The following is a 20,322-nucleotide window of genomic DNA, read 5'->3' as shown; positions in this document are numbered from 1 at the left end:
TCATGCGCCGGGCACCACGCTCACGCCATGGGTTCCGAGCGACAGGGTGGTCTGCGTGCCGGCCGCCAGCGGGCGCGACAGGTCGGTCGAGACCACGAAGACCGGCCCCAGCGGGGTGTCGAAGCCGTATTCGTAGAAGCTGCCCAGGTACGCCGACTTGCGCAGCGTGGCAGGCAGGCCGTCGAGCGCGCCGATGTCCCAGGCCTCGGGCCGCACCGCCACCTTCACCGTGCCGGGCGCCACCGCGTAGCGCGGCTGCAGCCGCAGCGGGCCGAGCGTGACGCTGCCGTCGGCCTGTGCCACGGCCGGGAACACCATCGCCTCGCCCATGAAGCCGGCAACGAATTCGCTCTCGGGCCGGCCGTACAGCTGCTCGGGCGTGCCGCGCTGGGCGATCACGCCGTGGTCCATCACGATGATCTGGTCGCTCACAGCCAGCGCCTCGCTCTGGTCGTGCGTCACGTAGGCCACGGTGAGCTTCAAGCGCTGCTGGAGCGAGCGGATTTCCTCGCGCATCTCGCGCCGCAGGCGGGCGTCGAGGTTGGACAGCGGCTCGTCGAACAGCAGCACCGCCGGCTCGAGCACCAGCGCGCGCGCCAGGGCCACGCGCTGCTGCTGGCCACCCGACAGCTCGCTGGGCAGGCGCTCGTCGAAGCCGACCAGGCCCACGCCCCTGAGCGCCTCGCGCGCCCGCACCGTGGCCTCGTCCTTCTTCACGCCGCTCATGCGCAGGCCGTAGCCCACGTTCTCGATCACGTTCATGTGCGGGAACAGCGCGTAGCTCTGGAACATCATGCTCACGTTGCGCTCGCCCGGGCCGAGCGTGGTGACGTCGCGCCCGCCCATGAAGATCGAGCCCGAGGTGGGCGATTCGAGCCCCGCGATCATGCGCAGCGTGGTCGTCTTGCCGCAGCCCGAGGGGCCGAGGATGGTGGTGAGCGTGCCCACGGGCACCTCGAAGCTGATGCCCTTGACGGCCATCGGGCCGCTTTTATCGGTGCCGTAGCGCTTCGTGACGTTGCGAAATTCGATGCCGTTCATGCTGCCAGGCTTTCCATTTTGTGATGTCCCTCATGCGGGGGCACCGCCCCACGCCGACCCAGCTTGCGCTCCCCCACCACGAACTGCACCAGCGCAATGGCCAGCGACATCAGCACCATGAGCACCGTGCAGTAGGCGAGCGCAATGCCGTAGTCGCCGTTGCCGACGCGGCCGATGATGTAGGTGGTGGCCAGCTCGTTCTCGGCCGTGACCAGGAAGATCACGGCGCTCACCGTCGTCATGGCGCGCACGAAGCTGTAGACCAGCGCGGCCACCAGCGCCGGCTTGAGCAGCGGCAGCACCACCTTGAACAGCGTCTGCGAGGTCGATGCGCGCAGCATCAACGAGGCCTCGTCGAGCGAGCGGTCGAGCTGCTTGAAGGCCGCCGTACCAGCCCGCACGCCCACCGGCAGATTGCGGAACATGAAGCACAGCACGATGATGAGCCCCGTGCCCGTGAGCTCGAACGGCGGCACGTTGAAGGCCAGGATGTAGCTCACGCCCAGCACCGTGCCCGGGATCGCAAAGGCCAGCAGCGCGCCGAACTCGAAGGCGCCCTGCCCCTTGAACTCGTTGCGCGCCAGCAGCCAGGCAATGAGCAGGCCCAGCGCCGCGGTGATCGGCGCCGAGATGCCGGCCAGTTTCAGCGTGGTGATCAGCGAGTTCCACGCCGTGCCGGCCCACACCAGCCCGAACTGGCCCCACTCCAGCGCGAAGGCGCTCTTGAAGTGGTTGAGCGTGAAGCTGTAGTCGCGCCCCCAGGTCTGCACGAAGCCGCCCGCGAAGGCGAACAGGTAGACCACGGCGGTGAAGGCGATCCACGGCAGCGCGATGCACTGGATGGTGCGGCGCACGCCGTCGGGCAGCGCCATCGCGATGCCGGCGTCGCCCTTGCCGCTCACCGTCGTGTAGTTCTGCTTGCCGAGCAGGCCGCGCTGCAGCGCGAACACGCCGAGCGCGAACAGCGTGAGCACCCAGGCCAGCGACGCGGCGCGGCCCTGGTCGTACTGCGCGCCGACGATGGCAAAGAAGATGTCGGTCGACAGCACCGAGAACTGCCCGCCCACCACCACCGGGTTGCCGAAGTCGGCAATGCTCTCGATGAAGCCGACCAGGAAGGCGTTGGCCAGCCCGGGTTTGAGCAGCGGCAGCGTCACGGTGAAGAAGGCGCGGCGGCGGTCGGCGCGCAGCATCTGCGCGGCCTCTTCCAGGCTGGGCGCGATGCCCTGCACCACGCCGCGCATGATCATGAAGGCGATGGGCGTGAAAGCGAAGAGCTGCGCCACCAGCACGCCCGGCATGCCGTAGAACCAGCGCGTGGGCTCGATGCCGAACACGTTTTCGAGCACCTGGTTGACGATGCCCGCACGGCCGAACAGCAAGATGAGGCCCAGGCCGACCACGAACGGCGGCGTGATGATCGGCAGCAGCGCCAGCACGCGCAATGCGCCCTGCCCGCGCCGGTTGCCGCGCTCGGCCATCAGCGCCATCAGCGTGCCCAGGAAGGTGGTGCCGGCCGCGGTGAGCAGCGCCAGCACCAGCGTGTTCCACGCCACGCCGCAGCGCACCCCGCCCGCCAGGCAGCCCAGGCCCCAGATGCGCTCGGTGAACACGCGCGCCGCGAAGGCCGTGATCGACCACTGCCCGTCTTCGTTGAAGAAGGCGCCCGACAGCGCCCGGCTCACCGGGTAGGCGATGAACAGCGCCATCAGCACGCCGCAGCCGACCACCGAGGCGGAGACGAACAGGTCGCCCTTGAACAGGCCGAGCCGCGCCATGCCGAAGGCCGCCAGCAGCACCAGCGCCGTGAGCGCCACGAAGCCGCCCGCGCCGATGCCGAACTGGTTGACCGCCAGTTCGCCGAACTGGGTGTTGAGCGCCGCGACGCTCCAGCCGCGCGCCCCGATGGTGAAGCCCGCCACGGCCAGGCCGATGGCGCCGATCGCGCCGCCCGCCAGCAGCCAGCGCCCCTGCGCCTTGCCGGCCGGCAAGGCCGCGCCGACGGCGCACAGCAGCAGCCCGGCCAGCCCGATGAAGAGCCAGCTGCGGCCCTGCGTCGCGGCCTGCATCAGGCCGTTGGCGCCCTCTGCCTGCCCGAAGACCTGCGGAACGGCTTCGTACCAGGTCGCATCCTGGATCGCATACCAGGGCAGCACGAGATAGGCCGCCAGGCCCAGCGCGACCCAGGCCCAGATCCATCGCCGCGCGCGCCGGGCGGCGGCCAGGGACGCCGGGTTGGCCGGCGCGCCTTCGTTGGAACGCGCCTGCACTTAGCGCGGCAGCGAGTTGACGTCTTTTTCCCAGCGCGCGATCAGGCGGCGACGCTCGGCGCTGGCGCCGTACTTGGCGTAGTCGTAGTTGATGAACTTGATCTTCTTGAAATCAGGAATGCGCGGGTCGAGCTTGGCGCTCGCATTGCTGGGCAGCTGGAACTGCTTGTTGGCGGCGCCCAGCTCCTGCGCGGCGGGCGTGAGCGCCCATTCGTAGAACTTCTTGGCGGCGTCGAGGTTGCGCGCGCCCTTGATGACGCTCATGGAGCCGATCTCGGCGCCGGTGCCGTCGGCGGGCGTGATGGTTTCGACGGGGAAGCCCTGCATCTTCTCGCCCGGGCCGTCGTGCACGAAGCTGATGGAGATCGCGGTTTCGCCGCGCGCCACCGCCTTGATCGGGCCGGTGCCCGAGCGCGTGTACTGGCCGACGTTCTTGTGCAGCGCCTTGAGGTAGTCGAAAGCCTTGTCCTCGCCCATGAGCTGCACCAGCGTCGCGATCATGGTGTAGGCCGTGCCGCTGGAGGCGGGGTTGGCCACCTGGATGTCGCCCTTGTACTCGGGCTTGAGCAGGTCGGCCCAGGTCTTGGGCACCGGCAGCTTCTTCTTGGCGAGCAGCTCGGGGTTGTAGCCGAAGCCCAGCGGGCCCGAATAGATGCCCACGGTCTTGTAGCCCGACTGCTTGGCCTGCTGCTGGGCCCAGGGATGCAGCTGCGTGAGCGTGGGCGACTTGTATTCGAGCGTGAGCCCCTGCTCGGCCGCCTGCAGGTGCGGGTCGCCCGTGCCACCGAACCAGACGTCGGTCTTGGGGTTGTCCTTCTCGGCGATGAGCTGGGCCAGCGCCTCGCCCGAGCCCTTGAGCGCCATGTTGATGCGCACGCCCGTGGTGCGGGCGTAGACGGTGGAGATCACGTTGCACCACTCGGCCTGGACCGAGCAGATGACGTTGACGGTCTGCGCCGACGCGGCGGCCGACAGACCCAGCAGCGCGGCTGCCGTGAAAAGCTTCTTCATTGGTATTCCCCTGCCTCGGCAATAAAAAAAGGCCTCGCGGCCATGGGACAGCGTAGCTTTAGTACAGGTGTGCCGAATCGGTACAAGTACCATCGCGACTGGCACGTTGCCTGCTCGGCATTCAGACAAAGGAAAGTTTTCTCATGAGCTTCGATCTCGTTCTGTTCGGCGGTACTGGCGACCTTGCGTGGCGCAAGCTGATGCCCGCGCTGTTCCAGGCCTTCAGGCACGGCAGCCTGCCGCAGGACGGGCGCATCGTCGGCGTGGCGCGCGACGACCTGTCGGACGACCAGTACCGCGAGCTGATCCAGTCGCGCTTCAGCGCCGTCGAAGGCGCCAAGCGCCCCTCCCCCGAGGAGTTCAAGAAGTTCGCCTCCATGCTGCACTACCTGCGCATGGACCTGTCCAAGCCCGCCGACTACGCCAGCCTGGCCGACCTGCTCAAGCAGCGCGACGCCAAGACGGTCGTGATGTACGTGGCCACGGCGCCCGCGCTCTTCACGCAGGTGGTCGAGCAGATCGCCGCCGCCGGGCTCAACGGCCCGCGCACCCGCGTCGTGCTCGAGAAGCCGCTGGGCCACGACCTGGCCTCCAACCGCGCCATCAACGCCGCGGTGGGCAAGGTGCTCGAAGAGAAGCAGGTCTTTCGCATCGACCACTACCTGGGCAAGCCCTCGGTGCAGAACCTGTTCGCGATGCGCTTCGGCAATGCCCTGTTCGAGCCCATCTGGCGCCGCGAGCACATCGCCAACATCCAGATCACCATGGCCGAGGACCTTGGCGTGGAAAAGCGCGGCGCCTTCTACGACCAGACCGGCGCGCTGCGCGACATGGTGCAGAACCACGCGCTGCAGCTGCTGTGCGCCGTGGCCATGGAGCCGCCCATCAACGCGCACGCCGACGCCATCCGCGACGAGAAGCTCAAGGTGCTGCGCGCCCTCAAGCCCTGGACGCCCGAGAGCCTGGGCCTGCACGCGGTGCGCGGCCAGTACACGGCCGGCACGGCCTACGGCGAGCGGGTGCAGGGCTACCGCGACGAGCCGGGCGTGAACCCCGACAGCCGCACCGAGACCTTCGTGGCGCTGCGCACCGAGATCGCCAACTGGCGCTGGGCCGGCGTGCCCTTCTACATCCGCACCGGCAAGCGGCTGGCCTCGCGCGACGCGCGCATCGAGGTCAACTTCCGCCCCACGCCGCATGCCATCTACCGCGCACCCGCAGGCAACGTCAACAAGCTGGTGATCAACCTGCAGCCCAAGGACGGCCTGGAGCTGCACATGCTCGCGCAGGCGCAGGACAACCGCCAGCGCGGCGGCAACGGCCACGCCAGCGCCGCGCAACTGGCGCCGGTGCAGCTCGACCTGGACTTCGACAAGCGCTTCGGCGCCGAGCGCGTGGGTGCCTACGAGCGCCTGCTGCTGGACGTGATCGACGGGCGCCTCAACCTGTTCGTGCGCAGCGACGAGCAGGAAGAAGCCTGGCGCTGGGTCGAGCCGCTCATCGACTCCTGGGAATCCGACGGCGGTCCGCGCCCCTATGCGGCCGGCACCTGGGGCCCCAGCGCGTCGAGCGCCATGATCGCGCGCGACGGCTTCGCCTGGGGCGAGGAGCAGTAAGGCCGACGCCGAATGCGCCGCGCCTTCAACCGAACTGGAGGCAGCGCATGCTGAGCGTGCCCGACTGGAAGCCTTCGTAGACCGTCTTCGCACGCTCGCCCGGCGCCGCAGCGCCCAGGGCATACAGGAAGGGAAAGTAGTGGTCCGGCGTGGCCACGGCGGTCGACGCCCCTTCGAGTTTTTCGTAGCCGATCAGCGCGCGGTCGTCCCGGCCGGCCAGCGCGGCTTTCACCGCCTCGTCGAACGACTGCGCCCACGGGCGGCTCGCCTTGAGCCCATCGGGCGTGCCGCGGTCGGTGGCACGCAGGTTGTGCACCACGTTGCCGCTGCCCATCACGAGCACGCCCTGGTCGCGCAAGGCCGCCAGGTCGCGCCCCACCGCATGGTGGAACGCCGCCGGCTTGTCGTAGTCGATGCTGAGCTGGAAAACCGGCACGTCGGCTTTCGGGTACAGGTGCTTCAACACGGTCCAGGTGCCGTGGTCCAGCCCCCACTGCTCGGTGGCGATCACCGGCGCCTGCTTGACGGCGCCGATCGTTTCGCGCGCCAGTGCGGGATGACCGGCCGCGGGGTATTCGATGTCGAACAGCGCCTGCGGAAAGCCGCCGAAGTCGTGGATCGTCTTGGGCCGTGTCTGCACCGTGACCCCGGTCGCGCCCTGGCTGAGCCAGTGCGCCGACACGCTGAGGATCGCCGTGGGGCGCGGCAGCTCGCGGCCCCAGGCGGCGAGGCGGCGCGTGAAGGCGTTGTCCGCCAGCGCGTTCATCGGCGATCCGTGGCCGATGAAGATGACGGGCATGCGGCGCGTCGGGGTTGCGCCGGCCGCGTGTGCGATCTCGGTCATCGACGCCAGCGCGGCGGTCGCGCCCAGCGCCGAGCCCATGAGAAAGCCGCGGCGGCCGAGCAGGCGGGTCATCGGGGAGGAGGTCATCGTGTCGGGGGGGTGTGGATTCGGGGCCAACCCAAGACTGTGCAACAGAGTGAGGGCTTGGAAAGTGCGTTTACGCACACCGCCCGGCGCAAGCACCATGGTTCACGGCACGAATGCACGCAGGCGCTCGCCCAGCGGCGCCAGGAAATCGCGCAGCAAGGGCTCGCGCATCAGCGTGCCGAGGTAGCCCGGCGCCAGCCGCCCGTTCTCCGCATACACCGCCAGCACGCGCAGGCTCTCGCCGCGCAGCACGGTGGTCGCGTGGACGTCGCCCTGACGCTCGCAGGCGCTCGCCATGTCGCGCAGCAGCGCCGTGGCATCGTCGGCGTCGGGCGCCCATTGCTGGCCATAGAGCCGGGCCAGCCGTTGCGCCTCGGCGGACGGCACTTCGGGGAAGACCAGGGGCAGCAGACGCTCTCGCACATGGGCCAGCGCCCTCACATCGATTTCCGCCACGCCCGTGGCGTGGCGGCGCGTCAGTCGGCTCAGACTCATGCCGAGGTTGGCGAGCCGTGCGCCGCCGCGCACCAGTTCCAGCAACAGGCCGAGCCATGCGAACCGGCCGAGCGTGTCGTCGAAGCCGAGCCCGCGTTGCTGGATGCGCGGCAGCGACAGCATCAGGCCGCCCATCAGCAGCGGTTGTTCGTGCGGCAAGTGGGCCAGCAACGCGGCCAGGATCTGGTCGTGCATCTCCGGCAGGCGCTGCATCGGTGGTTCCGCGTCGCCATCGCGGACGAACCAGGCACCGACCGCGCCGATCTCCGGCGACGCGCGCAGGAACGCAGACTGCACCTGCAGGCGCTCGGGCGCACAGCGCACGGTCGGCGCCCACAGCGCCAGCGCGTTGCCGCGCGCCTGCATCAACCCCCATTGCGCGGCGGCGGCCCAGCCCATCGGGACGGGCGCCTGCAACAGCAGCAGCCCAGCCAGCCGAGGGTCGGCGGCCATGCGCGCGCGAATCACGTCGACGGTGGCGTCGGTGGAGCCGTCGTCCACCACGATGATCTGGTGCGGCTGCAGGGTTTGCTCAGCGATCGATGCCAGGGTCTCTGCAACGTTTGCCTCGTCGTCGCGCATCACCATCAGCACCGACACCTGCGAAGCAGGTCCGTCGTCGTTCAGCGCCTGCTGCCCCACCCATCGCTGCCGAGCCGCCGCAAGATAACGCTGCATCGCCCCCGCCAGCACCTCATGCTGCGGCGGCAAGGATTGCAACGCCCGCGGTCCGGCGATTTCCAGTGCGCGCCGCCGCGGCGCATCGGCCACCAGCGCGCGCACGCGGTCGACCAGCTCGTCCTTCGTGCACCCTTCGACCGCGTCGCGCAACACGGGCGGAATCTCGGAATGCGGATACAGCTCCGACACCACGGCCTTGCGATGCCGCAGCAGGATCGACAGGCGCGGCAGCTCCACCGTGCTGGAGTGATCGGCCTTGCGCATGTTCAGCCCGACCTTGGCGCGCGGCAGCAAGGCGTCGCGCTGCGCCGGCGTCCAGGCGGTGCCGAAGGGGTAGGCCACCCGCAGTCCCGCAGCCGTCAATGCCTCCAGCACCTGCAGCCGCCGGGGCGTCGTCTCACCGAAGAAGATGACGTCGATGTCCTGCTGCGCGTCGTCCAGCACCGCGGACGCCGGCAGCAGCGGCGTGGCCAGCGGCTCGAAGCCCGGGCCCACGTAGTCGGATCGATGGATGCCCAGCGCCGGGTGGTGCACCATGTTCTCGAGGCTGTACTCCCACACGTGGGCGCGCTGCAGCAGCCGTTGGTAGCCGGGCATCTCCGCAAGCAACGCGGGCAGGGCCGGCTCGAAGTTGACGACGATCGCGTTCGGCGGCAGCTCGTCGTCCGAGGGCAGGCTCAGGCCCATCGCGAAAAAGAAGAGATTGATGTCGTCGTTGTCGACACCCGGCCCCGGCGCAATGCTTGTGGTGTAGCCGAGGCGTTCGCAGGCGAGGCGAAAGCCCTCCATCACCTCCCGTACGTTCTCGTTGCCCAGCGAGCAGAAGCGCAGGTGCGGCCGGTACGGAAAGTCCGCCGGCCAGCCCTGCGGGCTGCCGCCCTCATTCACACACGGCCTTCCTCCACCGCATGGCAGGCCACCTGCACGCCCTTCAGGCTCAGCAACTGCGGCCGCTCGGTCGAGCAGCGCGCATTCGCATGCGGGCAGCGCGGATGAAAGGCGCAGCCGGTCGGCGGGTTCAGCGGGTTCGGCACCTCGCCCTGCACTGGCGTGCGCGCACGGCCGGTGTGCTTCATCTGCGGGATCGCGTCGAGCAGCATGCGGGTGTACGGATGCTGCGGCTCGGCGAAGAGCTTCTGCTTGTCGGCCACCTCGACCAGCCGGCCCAGGTACATCACGCCGACCTGGTCGGCCACGTGACGCACCACGGCGAGGTTGTGCGAGATGAACAGGTACGTCAGGCCCTGCTCGCGCTGCAGGTCCTTCATGATGTTGAGCACCTGCGCCTGCACGCTCACGTCGAGCGCCGAGGTGGGCTCGTCGCACACGAGGAACTCGGGCTGCGTGGCGAGCGCGCGCGCGATGGAGATGCGCTGGCGCTGGCCGCCCGAGAACTGGTGCGGGTACTTGCTCATGTCCAGCGGCGAGAGGCCGACCGACTGCAGCAGCTCGCCCACGCGCTGGCGCAGCGCGTCCTTGTCGCTCAGGATGCCGTGCTCGCGCAGCGGCTCGCCGATGATGTCCTCGACGATCCAGCGCGGGTTGAGGCTCGCGTAGGGGTCCTGGAAGATCATCTGGATGCGCCGGCGCAGCTGACGGCCTTCGGGCGTCTTGAACGCGGCGTGCGCGTCCTGCCCGTCGAACTGCAGGCCGCCGCGCGTGGGCGCATACAGGCCCACCAGCAGGCGCGCCACGGTGCTCTTGCCGCAGCCCGATTCACCGACCAGCGCCAGCGTCTTGCCACGCTCGATGGAAAAGCTCACGCCGTCGACCGCATGCAGCAGCACGCGCGGCTTGCGTTCGAGCACGCGGTTGAGCCAGGGCGGCGAGACGTCGAAGGTGCGCGCGAGGTCGTGCGCGACCACAAGCGGCTCGCCGGTCTTTGTCGCCGCGGCGTCCTTGCGGGGTTCGATCACGGCGCTCATCGGGTCACCTCTGCCAGGGGTTCGGCCGCCTCGGGCGTGGCGCGCTCGCCGGCCGCCAGGGCGTCGTGGTGCTGCGCGGCAATCTCGGCCTGGCCCGCATGCGGGTCGGCGGCGTCGTGCAGCCAGCAGGAGGCGCGCGTGGCGCCCGCATGCATCAGTTCGGGCCGTTCGGTCAGGCAGCGTGCGAAGGTGCGCGGGCAGCGCGGGTTGTAGGCGCAACCGGTCGGAATGGCATTGAGCCGCGGCATGGCGCCATCGATCTGGTTGAGCCGTTCGCGGTCGCTCGTCATGTCGGGGATCGACGCCATCAGGCCCGAGGTGTAGGGATGCGCGGGCTGGTGGATCACCTCGTGCACCGGGCCGATCTCGGCGATGCGGCCGGCATACATCACGGCCACGCGGTCGCAGGTCTCGGCGATCACGCCCATGTCGTGCGTGATGAGCATCACCGCCGCGCCACGCTCCTTGCAGACCTGCTTGAGCAGCTGGATGATCTGCGCCTGGATCGACACGTCGAGCGCGGTGGTCGGCTCGTCGGCCACGATGAGCTTGGGCTCGGCCGCGAGCGCCAGGGCAATCACCACGCGCTGGCGCATGCCGCCCGAGAACTGGTGCGGGAAGTGGTCGATGCGCTGTTCGGCGGCGGGAATGCCGGTGTCCTGCAGCAGGCCGATGGCACGCTTGCGCGCTTCCGACTCGGTCACGGGCAGGTGGGTGCGGATGGTCTCGATGAGCTGGCGGCCCACGGTGTACAGCGGGTTCAGCGAAGTCAGCGGATCTTGAAAGATCGCGCCGATCTTGCGGCCGCGGATGGGGCGCATCGCATCGAAACCGAGGTTGTCGATGCGTTGGCCTTCGAGCAGGATCTCACCGCTGGCCACGCGGCCCGGCGGTTCGAGCAGGCCGATGATGGCCGCGCCGGTGAGCGACTTGCCCGCACCCGATTCGCCCACCACACCGAGGATTTCACCGGGCGCGATGTCGAAGGAAATGCGGTCGAGCGCGCGCAGCGTGCCGCGGCGGTTCGGAAATTCGACGACGAGGTCTTTGACCTGGAGCAGCGTCATGAGGCGTTCTCCTTTTCTGTTCAGCGCAAGCGCGGATTGAGCGCGTCGCGCAGCCAGTCGCCGAGCAGGTTCACGCTGAGTGCGATGAGCACCAGCATCAGGCCCGGGAACACCGTGATCCACCATTCACCCGAGAACAGGTACTGGTTGCCGATGCTGATGAGCGTGCCCAGCGAAGGCGAGGTCGGCGGCACGCCGACACCCAGGAACGAGAGCGTGGCCTCGGTGATGATCGCGGTCGCGACCTGGATGGTGGCCAGCACCATCACCGGACCCATCACGTTGGGCAGCACGTGGCGCAGCATGATGCGCAGCGGCGCCACGCCGGTGACGCGCGCGGCCTGCACGTACTCCTTGTTGCGCTCCACCAGCGTGGAGCCGCGCACGGTGCGCGCGTACTGCACCCAGCCCGTGAGCGAGATCGAGATGATCAGCACGCCGAAGGCCAGCGACTCGTGCGCGCCCGGAAAGAGCGCGCGGCCGACGCCGGCGATGAGCAGCGCGACGAGGATGGGCGGGAACGACAGCATCACGTCGCACACGCGCATGAGGAAGGAGTCGAGCCAGCCGCCGAAGAAGCCGGCCAGCAGGCCGAGCACCACGCCGACCACGACCGACAGCACCACCGACACCACGCCGACGATCAGGGAGATGCGGGCGCCGTAGATCACGGCCGAAAGAATGTCGCGGCCCTGGTCGTCGGTGCCGAGGATGTATTTGGTGGAGCCTTCGGCGCTCCACGCCGGCGGCAGGCGGGCGTCGCCGAGTTCGAGGGTGGCGAGGTCGAAGGGGTTGTGCGGCGACACCCATCCAGCGAACACCGAACAGAAGACGCACACCAGCGCAATGACGGCGGCGGCGATCGCCACCGGCGAGGTGCGGAAGCTGTAGCCGACATCGCTGTCGAGCCAGCGAGCAAGGGTTTTTTTCATCGCCGGGCCGCGTGGGGGTTATTTTTCATCGTGAAGCAAAAAAGGAATGGGCCCGCAAGAAGCGGGCCCATGGTCGGGCCGCTCAGGCAGCGGCCCACGGTCGACTTACTTGATGCTCATCCACTTGAAGTACATGAAGTTGTCGGCCAGTTGCACCAGCTCGACCTTCTTGCTCACGCCCCAGGCCAGCGACTGCTGATGCAGTGGCAGGTGGCCGATGTCGTCGGTGTGGACCTTGAAGGCTTCCTTGATCATCTCGTTGCGCTTGGCCTTGTCCGACTCGGACTGGATCTTCTTGGTCAGCTCGTCCAGCTTCGGGTTGCAGTAGGCGCCCAGGTTGAACTGGCCCGTGCCCTTGTCGTCGGGGCACGAGGTGAGCGAGCTCAGCGCGTTGTGCGAGTCGTAGGTGGTCGGGGTCCAGCCCAGCATGTAGAAGCTGGTGTCGCGGCGCAGGATCTTCGGGAAGTAGGTGCCCTTGGTCTCGGCCACGAGGTTGATCTTGACGCCGATCTTGGCCAGGTTGGCGGCCACGCTCTGGCAGATCTGGCCGTCGTTGACGTAGCGGTCGTTCGGGCAGTTCATCGAGACTTCGAAGCCGTTGGGGTAGCCGGCTTCGGTCAGCAGCTTCTTGGCGGCATCGACATCGAAGGGCAAGCGCTTGTCCTGGTCGGCGGTCCAGCCATTGATGCCCGGGCCGACGAGCAGCGCAGTGGGCTTGGAGGCGCCGCGCATCACGGTGCGCTGGATGCCGGCGATGTCGATGGCCTGGTAGAAGGCCTGGCGCACGCGCTTGTCCTTGAACGGGTTCTTGCCCTTCACGTTCGAGTACTGCAGCTCGTCGCGCTTCTGGTCCATGCCCAGGAAGATGGTGCGCATCTCGGGGCCGGTGATGACGCGGGCGTTGGGCGCGGCGTTGATGCGCGCGATGTCCTGCACGGGCACGGGCTCCATCACGTCGACTTCGCCGGAGACCAGCGCGGCCACGCGGGTCGCGGGGTTGGCGATGGGCGTGAACACGATCTCCTGCGCGTTGCCGTCGATCTTGCCCCAGTAGGTGCCGTTGCGTGTGAACACGGTGCGCACGTTGGGCTGGCGCTCGCGCACGCGGAACGGGCCGGTGCCGTTGGCCTTGAACGAGGCGGTGTTCTCGATGCCCTTGCGGCGGTCGACCGGCTTGGTGGCCTGGTTTTCCTCGCACCACTTCTTGCTCATGATCATGGTGAGCGAGATCACGTCGGGCAGGATCGGGAACGGGCCGTTGGTTTCGATTTCGACGGCGAGGTCGCCGACCTTGCGCACGGCCTTGATCTCGCTGAGCGTGGCCTTCATGTCGGAGCCGTCGCCCTGCGCACGCGCGAAGCTGAACACCACGTCGTCGGCGCTGAACGGCGTGCCGTCATGGAACACCACGCCCTTGCGCAGCTCGAAGCGCCACACGTTCGGCGAGGTCTGCTTCCAGCTCGTGGCCAGCAGCGGTGCCAGGCTCAGGTCCTTGTTGCGGCCCACGAGAGTTTCATAGACGTTGGCGGTGACGCTCAGTTGCAGCGACTCGTTGAGCGAGTGCGGGTCGAGCGACAGGGCGTCGCCCTGGTTCGCGATGCGGATGGTCTGCGCGCTGGCGACCATGCTGACGGCGCCCAGGGCGCACAGGACAGCGACCGCAGCCGCTTGCTTCTTGAAACTCATGGGAACACTCCTCGGGTTGAAATCGAACACATCACGGCGCCGCGGTGGCGGCGGCTTTCCCTGGCTGCAGGCTGCGGGTAGCAGCCAGCGGCATGCCCTGCTCGATCAGGCCCGCATGCAAAGCGGCGCCCAGCGGCAGGATCTCGTCGTTGAAGTCGTAACGGCTGTTGTGCAGGAAGGCGCCGCTGCGGGCGTCCTGGCCGATGCGCAGATAGGCACCGGCCTTCTTCTGCAGCATGAAGGAAAAATCTTCGGCGCCCATGCTGGGCTCCAGGTTGCGATCGACGTTCTTCGCGCCGACCAGCGCCTGCGCCACGTCGGCCGCGAACATCGCTTCGGGCGCGGTGTTGATCGTGGCCGGGTAGATGCGTTCGTACTTGATCGTCGCGGTCGCGCCAAAGCCGGTGGCAATGGCCGTGCACAGCTCGCTCAGTCGCTGCTCGACCTGCGCCTGCACGCGTGCGCTGAAGGTGCGCACGGTGCCGACCAGCGTGGCCTCGCCCGGGATCACACTCATCGCGCCGAGGTCGCCGGCCTGCACGGCGCAGATGCTGACGACGGCCGCGTCGATGGGGCGCACGCTGCGCGACACGATGGTCTGCGCCGCGGTGATGATGTGCGCAGCCACCACGACGGGATCGATGGTCTGGTAGGCATGCGCACCATGGCCGCCCTTGCCCTTGATCTCGATCGTCACGCGGTCGGCCGCAGCCATCATCGCGCCGCGGTTGATGCCGACGGTGCCGGCCGGCATCGCGGGCCAGTTGTGCATGGCGTAGACGGCGTTCACCGGGAAGCGGTCGAACAGGCCGTCCTCGATCATCACGCGCGCACCGGCCAAGCCTTCTTCGCCGGGCTGGAAGATCAGCACGGCGGTGCCGTCGAAGTCGCGCGTCTCGGCCAGGTAGCGCGCGGCGCCGACCAACATGGCGGTGTGGCCGTCGTGGCCGCAGCCGTGCATCAGGCCGTCGTTGGCAGAGCGCCAGCCGAAGTCGTTGTCCTCGCGCATGGGCAGCGCGTCCATGTCGGCGCGCAGGCCGATCATGCGGCCGCTGGCCGTCGACTTGCCGCGGATGACGCCGACGACACCGGTCTTGCCGATGCCCTCGTGGATCTCGTCCACGCCGCAGGCGCGCAGCGCCTCGCGCACACGGCCCGCCGTGTAGACCTCTTCGAAGCCGATCTCGGGGTGGGCGTGCAGGTCGCGGCGAAAGGCCGTGATCTCGGGGTAGAAGCTGGCGATGTGCGCGAAGGCCCGGCCGGAGGCCTGCAGGCGCGGCGTTGCGGCAGCTGTTGCGACACTCACCTCAGTGGCCTCCCGCCTTGCCCACGCGCAGCCGGGGATCGACCACGAAGTACAGCAGGTCGACCACGAGGTTGATCACCACGAAGATCAGCGCGATCAGGCACAGGTAGGCGGCCATCACCGGAATGTCCGCGAAGGTCACGGCCTGGATGAAGAGCAGCCCCATGCCGGGCCACTGGAACACCGACTCGGTGATGATGGCAAAAGCGATCAGGCCGCCGAGCTGCAGGCCGGTGATGGTCATGACCGGCACCAGCGTGTTCTTGAGGGCGTGGCCGAAGTGGATCGCGCGGTTCGACAGGCCCCGTGCGCGCGCGAACTTGATGTAGTCGGTGCGCAGCACCTCGAGCATCTCGGCGCGCACCAGCCGCATGATCAGCGTGAGCTGGAAGATCGCCAGCGTCACCGCCGGCAGGATGATGTGGTGCCAGCCGTCGGCCTTGAAGAGCCCGCTAGTCCACCAGCCGAACTGCACCGTGTCACCGCGCCCGAAGCTCGGGAACCAGCCCAGCGTCACGGCGAAGACCAGGATCAGCAGGATGCCGATCAGGAAGGTGGGCAGCGACACGCCGAGCAGCGAGACGGTCATGAACACCTGGCTCATGAAGGTGCCACGGCGCAGGGCGGTGTACACGCCCATCGGAATGCCGACGAACAGCGCCAGGGCCGCGGCCACGAGTGCGAGTTCGAGCGTGGCCGGGAAGCGCTCGCCGATCAGGCGCGACACCTTGGCGCCCTGGCGCAGGCTCAGTCCGAATTCGCCTTGCGCGGCGTTGACGAGGAAGTGCCAGAACTGCACGAAGAAGGGTCGGTCGAGCCCCAATGCGGCGCGCATTTCACGGATCTGGTCGGGCTTGGCATCCTGCCCCAGCAGGAACACGACCGGGTCGCCGACATATTGAAAGAGGAGGAAGGCAATGAACGCAACCGCGATCATCACGATCACGGCCTGGATCAGGCGGCGCAGTACAAAGGCAGTCATTCAGCAACAAGAGTGATCGCGGCATGCTAGCAGTGCAAGCAGCGTGCCCGCACGGGGGTTCCCCGGGGGTGGAGGCGCAATTTTTACGAGTGAGAACAGGCGCGCGCCAAAAGAAAAAGCCACCCGGCTTGCGCCGGGTGGCTTTCAGTCTTTCGATTCGAAGCTGGCTTGCGCCAGCATCAAATTAGAAAGCGTGACGGATACCGAAGTCGTAGCCGGTCGAGGTCTTCGGGGTGAAGCCACCCGTGGTCACGAAAGCCGGGCCGCCGACGGTCAGAGCTGCACCGTTCTTGTTGCTCACGCGAGCAACGGTAGCGTACAGAGCCGTGCGCTTCGACAGGTTGTGCACGTAGCCGATAGCCAGCTTGTTGGCCTTCGGGTCAGCAACTGCGGGCTGGAACAGCACTGCGGGCTGGTTGTAGTCGTACTTGACGCTCGAGTACGAAGCGCGGATCAGGCCAGCACCGACCGGCACGGTCACGCCGAGCAGGTAACCGGTCAGGTCGATGTCAGGACGGCCACCAGCGAACGGGGTGACTTCGTAGTCAACCTTGTTCTTGGCGCGCGACAGTTCACCGAACAGCTTCACGGGACCGAAGTCGTACGAAGCGCCCAGGTTCAGCGTGTTGACCTTGGTGGTCGTGCCGACGTAGAACTGGTCACCAACGGTGCTGCTGCCGTAAGCCAGAGCAACGTCCAGGGGGCCGTTGGCGTAGCCGAAGCGGCCACCGACGTAACGACCTTGACGCTGGCTGTTAGCCACATCAGGCGTTGCCAGGCCAGGGCTGTACTTGGTCTTCTCAGCGAAGCCGTACTGCACTTGGCCGTAGAAACCACCCAGGTTCGGCGGCAGGAAGTAGCCGATGGTGTTGCTGGCGCGGACGTAGTTGCTGGAGCCAACGTTGGTGAACGGAGCGGTCGAAGCAGCGGGGGTACCGAATGCGCCGAACGAGCCATTGGCCGTCGAGATCAGGTTGGTGCCAACGCCGTTGGTGCCGAACGGATCGAACACGGTGTCGTTCCAGAACGTCGGGGTGTAGTCACGGCCCAGACGGATTTCACCGAAACCGCCCGACAGGCTCACGGTCGAACGACGTGCGAACGTGGCGATGCCTTCTTGGCCGTTGTCGTTGCTGATCGGAGCTTCGAGCCAGAAGCTGGCTGCCAGGCCACCACCGAGGTCTTCCGTACCACGGAAGCCCAGACGGCTGGAGTTGTAGCCCGAGTTAGCCAGTTCGCGACGGCTTGCCTTGACGCTGCCCTTGTTCAGGTAGAACGGGTTCAGGAAGGTGGCACCGTTCAGGTCACGCGAGGTGGACGAGTAGCCGCTGATCGACGCGTCGACCACACCAAACAGCGTGACGGACGACTGAGCCGAGGCAACACCGGCAACAGCCAGGGCAGCCAGAGCAACTAGAGATTTTTTCATTGCAAGTTTCTCCAAGGTTAAACATAGGGCTCCGGTGCGAAGGGCTCACCGTGACTGGCACTTTTGTGCTCCCACCGGACCCCGGGCCAACCTCCTTTTGGGAAGTTGATGCTATTGCACCAGAGCCGCTGCGGCAGGGCAAAACAAATCGCCCTAAATCTTGGAAGCCCCGTGTGTTTCGTTGCAGTCGTGCAACAAAGGACTTAGACGGGTGGTTTTGCCACGATATGAAACGAAATGTGCTGTCCTTGCATCGCCGGACAGGTGCGTTCAAATAGACCCATGACCGCCCTGCTCGACCCCGCCCTGACTGCCGCCGATGCGGCTTTGCGCACGCTTTTTGCCCGATCTCACGCCACCCGGGCGCTTCCGTCCGCGATCCAGCCGCAAGGTGAATTGAGCGAATCGGAGCGCCGCGAAGCCGGTGCGCTCATGCGCGTGAACCATGTCGGCGAAGTCTGCGCACAGGCGCTGTACACCGCCCAGGCCGCCGTGGCGCGGGACCCGGCGTTGCGCGCGCACTTCCTGGAAGCCGCGCATGAGGAAACCGATCACCTGGCGTGGACCCGGCAGCGGCTGGACGACCTGGGCGCCCGCCCGTCCCTCCTGAACCCACTCTGGTATGCAGGCGCCTTCGGTCTCGGCCTGATTGCCGGACGCCTGGGCGATCCCTTGAGCCTCGGCTTCGTCGCCGAAACCGAACGGCAGGTGGAAGCACACCTCGAAAGCCACCTGGACCGGCTGCCGCCGACCGATCACGCGTCCCGCGCCGTGGTCGAGCAGATGAAGATTGACGAGGCCCGCCATGCCACGCAGGCCGTCGACGCGGGCGCAGCGGAACTGCCGGCCCCGGCCAAGGCCCTGATGCGCCTGGCATCGCGGGTCATGACGACCGTCGCCCACCGGATCTGAGGCTCCGGCGCACCGCCACCCGGCGTTTCAGGTCTCGATCAGGTCGAAGCTGGTCGTGATTTCCGCCGTCTTCGCCAACATGATGCTGGCGGAGCAGTAGGTTTCGTGGCTGAGAGCGATCGCCCGCTCCACGGCGATGGCCGGAATGCCCTTGCCCGCCACGGTGAAGTGCATGTGGATCTTGGTGAAGACCTTGGGGTCCTTTTCGGCGCGCTCGCTGGTCAGCTTGACACTGCAGCGCTCGACACGATGGCGCCCCCTCTTCAATATGAGCACCACGTCGTAGGCCGTGCAACCACCCGTGCCAGCGAGCACGGTTTCCATCGGCCGCGCGGCCAGGTTCTGGCCGCCGTTCTCGGGCTTGGCCGCATCCGGAGCGCCGTCCATCATCAGGACATGGCCGCTGCCGGTCTCGGCCACGAAGCCCATGGCCGATCGGGTGCCTGCGTCACCAGTCCAACTTACTGTGCATTCCATGGTGTTTCAGCTCCAATTGGGATGAATTGGTGCGCAAAAGTGCACGCCAACATCGGTTTGTGTGTGGGAAAAGCATCGCCTGCTTGTTGCATCGCAACAAAGGGTGGGTATACTCTATTTCATTGCTGCGCACTTCATGGTGCGCACCCAGTTGTCTCCTCCACCCTTCCAATTGGTGGATTTAGCCCCGAGTCGCAAGACTCGGGGCTTTTTTCTTTGTGCGCCCCGATGGCCGCGCCACTCTAGCCGTCCACTCCGAAAGGGCAGCTGCTCTGGCTGCCCTGGCTGTTGCCGGTGTTGCCTCGGCTCAGTCGTCCGTCACGCTGTTTGGTGTGGTCGACGCGTCGATCAGCGGCTACTCGTCCACCTCGCGGGACCTGGGCAATGGCGTCACGTACGACCGGCTCGGCTTCCCCATCTACAACCCGTTCTACCTGAACCGCGGCAGCATCAAGGCGAGCCGCCGCGAACTGGCCCACTCGGGCTACAACTCCAGCCGCCTGGGCTTCCGTGGCACGGAAGACCTCGGTGGTGGCCTGGCCGCCAGCTTCTGGCTCGAAGCCCCGATCAGCAACGACGACGGCCAGACGGGCGTCTCGACATTCACGCGCCGTTCGACCGTGAGCCTGTCGGGCGGGTTCGGTGAAGTCCGCCTCGGCCGCGACTACACCCCGACGTTCTGGAACGACACCGTGTTCGACCCGTTCGGCACCAACGGCGTGGGCACCAACCTGGTCTCGACGGCCAACGGCTCGTTCGGCGGTTTCACCGGCTATGCCGACGGCAAGAAGCTCCCCGACGCCCTCAAGAACGTTCCGCAGCTCCCCGATGCCGGTGGAAGCAACTACGTTCGCGCCGGCAACAGCATCGGCTACTTCCTGCCGCCGAACCTGGGCGGCTTCTACGGCCAGGTGATGTACGGCTTCCACGAGAAGACCAAGTACAGCCCCGGCACCGCAACGCCCCTCGCGGAAAACGCATCGCGCACCGGTCGCTATGTCGGCGGTCGCTTCGGCTATGCCAACGGCCCGCTGGACGTTGCGCTGGCCTATGGCAGCAGCACCGTGGGTGACCAGTTCTACGTCGGCACGACCACCAAGGTCAACACGCTGAACCTGGGCGCTTCGTACGACTTCGGCCCCGTGAAGCTGTTCGGTGAACTGTCGCGCGCCAAGAACAAGATCGACTACGAAGTCGAACCGTACCTCGGCGGCCGTCCGGACATCGACCTGACCGGCTACCTGCTCGGCGTGACCGTGCCGGTCGGTGCTGGCTTGATCCGCGCTTCGTACTCGAGCGTCAAGTACGACGAGAACTTGGTTGCCCGCAACCCGTGGGAAGTGCTGCCCGCAGACAAGAAGGCCAACAAGCTGGCGATCGGCTACGTGCACAACCTGTCGAAGCGCACTGCCCTGTACGCCACCGTTGCTCGCGTGAGCAACAAGAACGGCGCATCGCTGACCGTCGGCGGCACGGGCTTCCAAGGTACCGGCAACGGTTTCACGCCGAAGACCTCGACGGGCTACGACTTCGGCATCCGTCACGCCTTCTGATCGTTCGC

General features: G+C 67.3%; 16 protein-coding genes. 3 read left to right on the top strand and 13 right to left on the bottom strand.

The features are described 5' to 3' along the window. Genes AC57B8_RS15675 through AC57B8_RS15665 form a run of 3 tightly spaced genes read right to left on the bottom strand, consistent with a single transcriptional unit; the run spans nt 1 to nt 4,322 of the window. Nucleotides 1–1,041: an ABC transporter ATP-binding protein gene (locus AC57B8_RS15675; protein ID WP_496480079.1), complete on the bottom strand. Its 1,041-nt coding sequence runs from the start codon at nt 1,039–1,041 to the stop codon at nt 1–3. After that, entirely contained in the window at nt 1,038–3,311 is a 2,274-nt protein-coding gene (locus AC57B8_RS15670; RefSeq protein ID WP_307695486.1) for an ABC transporter permease, read from the bottom strand. The genes AC57B8_RS15675 and AC57B8_RS15670 overlap by 4 nt, the downstream gene beginning before the upstream one ends. Further along, a complete protein-coding gene (locus tag AC57B8_RS15665; protein WP_095743722.1) occupies nt 3,312–4,322 on the bottom strand; it encodes an ABC transporter substrate-binding protein in 1,011 nt (336 codons plus the stop codon). Between the two features lie 143 nt (nt 4,323–4,465). Here AC57B8_RS15665 and zwf point away from each other — a divergent pair, with 143 nt between their 5' ends. Beyond that, nucleotides 4,466–5,938 (top strand): glucose-6-phosphate dehydrogenase, encoded by a 1,473-nt coding sequence (zwf, locus tag AC57B8_RS15660; RefSeq protein ID WP_062472648.1) that lies wholly within the window; start codon nt 4,466–4,468, stop codon nt 5,936–5,938. A 25-nt stretch (nt 5,939–5,963) separates the two neighbouring features. Here zwf and ygiD read toward each other — a convergent pair whose 3' ends face one another. From ygiD to AC57B8_RS15615, 9 genes are all read right to left on the bottom strand, one after another. Continuing rightward, a complete protein-coding gene (ygiD, locus tag AC57B8_RS15655; RefSeq protein WP_496480078.1) occupies nt 5,964–6,869 on the bottom strand; it encodes a 4,5-DOPA-extradiol-dioxygenase in 906 nt (301 codons plus the stop codon). A 102-nt stretch (nt 6,870–6,971) separates the two neighbouring features. Next, nucleotides 6,972–8,933 (bottom strand): glycosyltransferase family 2 protein, encoded by a 1,962-nt coding sequence (locus AC57B8_RS15650; protein WP_496480077.1) that lies wholly within the window; start codon nt 8,931–8,933, stop codon nt 6,972–6,974. Further along, nucleotides 8,930–9,970, bottom strand: coding sequence for a dipeptide ABC transporter ATP-binding protein (locus tag AC57B8_RS15645; RefSeq protein ID WP_492734037.1), 1,041 nt, complete (start codon nt 9,968–9,970; stop codon nt 8,930–8,932). Before AC57B8_RS15645 ends, AC57B8_RS15650 begins: the two co-directional genes overlap by 4 nt. Beyond that, nucleotides 9,967–11,037, bottom strand: coding sequence for an oligopeptide/dipeptide ABC transporter ATP-binding protein (locus AC57B8_RS15640; RefSeq protein ID WP_495262656.1), 1,071 nt, complete (start codon nt 11,035–11,037; stop codon nt 9,967–9,969). The genes AC57B8_RS15645 and AC57B8_RS15640 overlap by 4 nt, the downstream gene beginning before the upstream one ends. Nucleotides 11,038–11,057: 20 nt before the next feature. Then, nucleotides 11,058–11,969 carry an ABC transporter permease gene (locus tag AC57B8_RS15635; RefSeq protein ID WP_095948286.1) on the bottom strand — a complete coding sequence of 304 codons (912 nt, stop codon included), beginning with the start codon at nt 11,967–11,969 and terminating at the stop codon, nt 11,058–11,060. A 105-nt stretch (nt 11,970–12,074) separates the two neighbouring features. Beyond that, nucleotides 12,075–13,655, bottom strand: coding sequence for an ABC transporter substrate-binding protein (locus AC57B8_RS15630; RefSeq protein ID WP_070060000.1), 1,581 nt, complete (start codon nt 13,653–13,655; stop codon nt 12,075–12,077). Between the two features lie 31 nt (nt 13,656–13,686). Further along, complete coding sequence (locus AC57B8_RS15625; protein ID WP_496480076.1) at nt 13,687–14,961, bottom strand: M20 aminoacylase family protein; 1,275 nt, start codon at nt 14,959–14,961, stop codon at nt 13,687–13,689. A gap of 1 nt (nt 14,962) precedes the next feature. Beyond that, nucleotides 14,963–15,943 (bottom strand): ABC transporter permease, encoded by a 981-nt coding sequence (locus AC57B8_RS15620; RefSeq protein WP_056573001.1) that lies wholly within the window; start codon nt 15,941–15,943, stop codon nt 14,963–14,965. A 184-nt stretch (nt 15,944–16,127) separates the two neighbouring features. Beyond that, entirely contained in the window at nt 16,128–17,372 is a 1,245-nt protein-coding gene (locus tag AC57B8_RS15615; protein WP_159278462.1) for a porin, read from the bottom strand. A gap of 282 nt (nt 17,373–17,654) precedes the next feature. Between AC57B8_RS15615 and coq7 the strand changes: the two genes are divergently transcribed. Then, complete coding sequence (coq7, locus tag AC57B8_RS15610; protein WP_496480075.1) at nt 17,655–18,284, top strand: 2-polyprenyl-3-methyl-6-methoxy-1,4-benzoquinone monooxygenase; 630 nt, start codon at nt 17,655–17,657, stop codon at nt 18,282–18,284. Between the two features lie 27 nt (nt 18,285–18,311). On the opposite strand, the gene AC57B8_RS15605 is transcribed toward coq7, so the two are convergent. Continuing rightward, nucleotides 18,312–18,761 carry an OsmC family protein gene (locus AC57B8_RS15605; protein ID WP_487848136.1) on the bottom strand — a complete coding sequence of 150 codons (450 nt, stop codon included), beginning with the start codon at nt 18,759–18,761 and terminating at the stop codon, nt 18,312–18,314. A gap of 272 nt (nt 18,762–19,033) precedes the next feature. Here AC57B8_RS15605 and AC57B8_RS15600 point away from each other — a divergent pair, with 272 nt between their 5' ends. Beyond that, nucleotides 19,034–20,314, top strand: a complete 1,281-nt coding sequence (locus AC57B8_RS15600; protein WP_496480529.1) for a porin — start codon at nt 19,034–19,036, stop codon at nt 20,312–20,314. Nucleotides 20,315–20,322 lie beyond the last annotated feature (8 nt).

Source organism: Variovorax sp. BGA-UO-ETr-C22, assembly GCF_059567965.1.
This window is presented reverse-complemented; position numbering and strand designations above follow the sequence as displayed.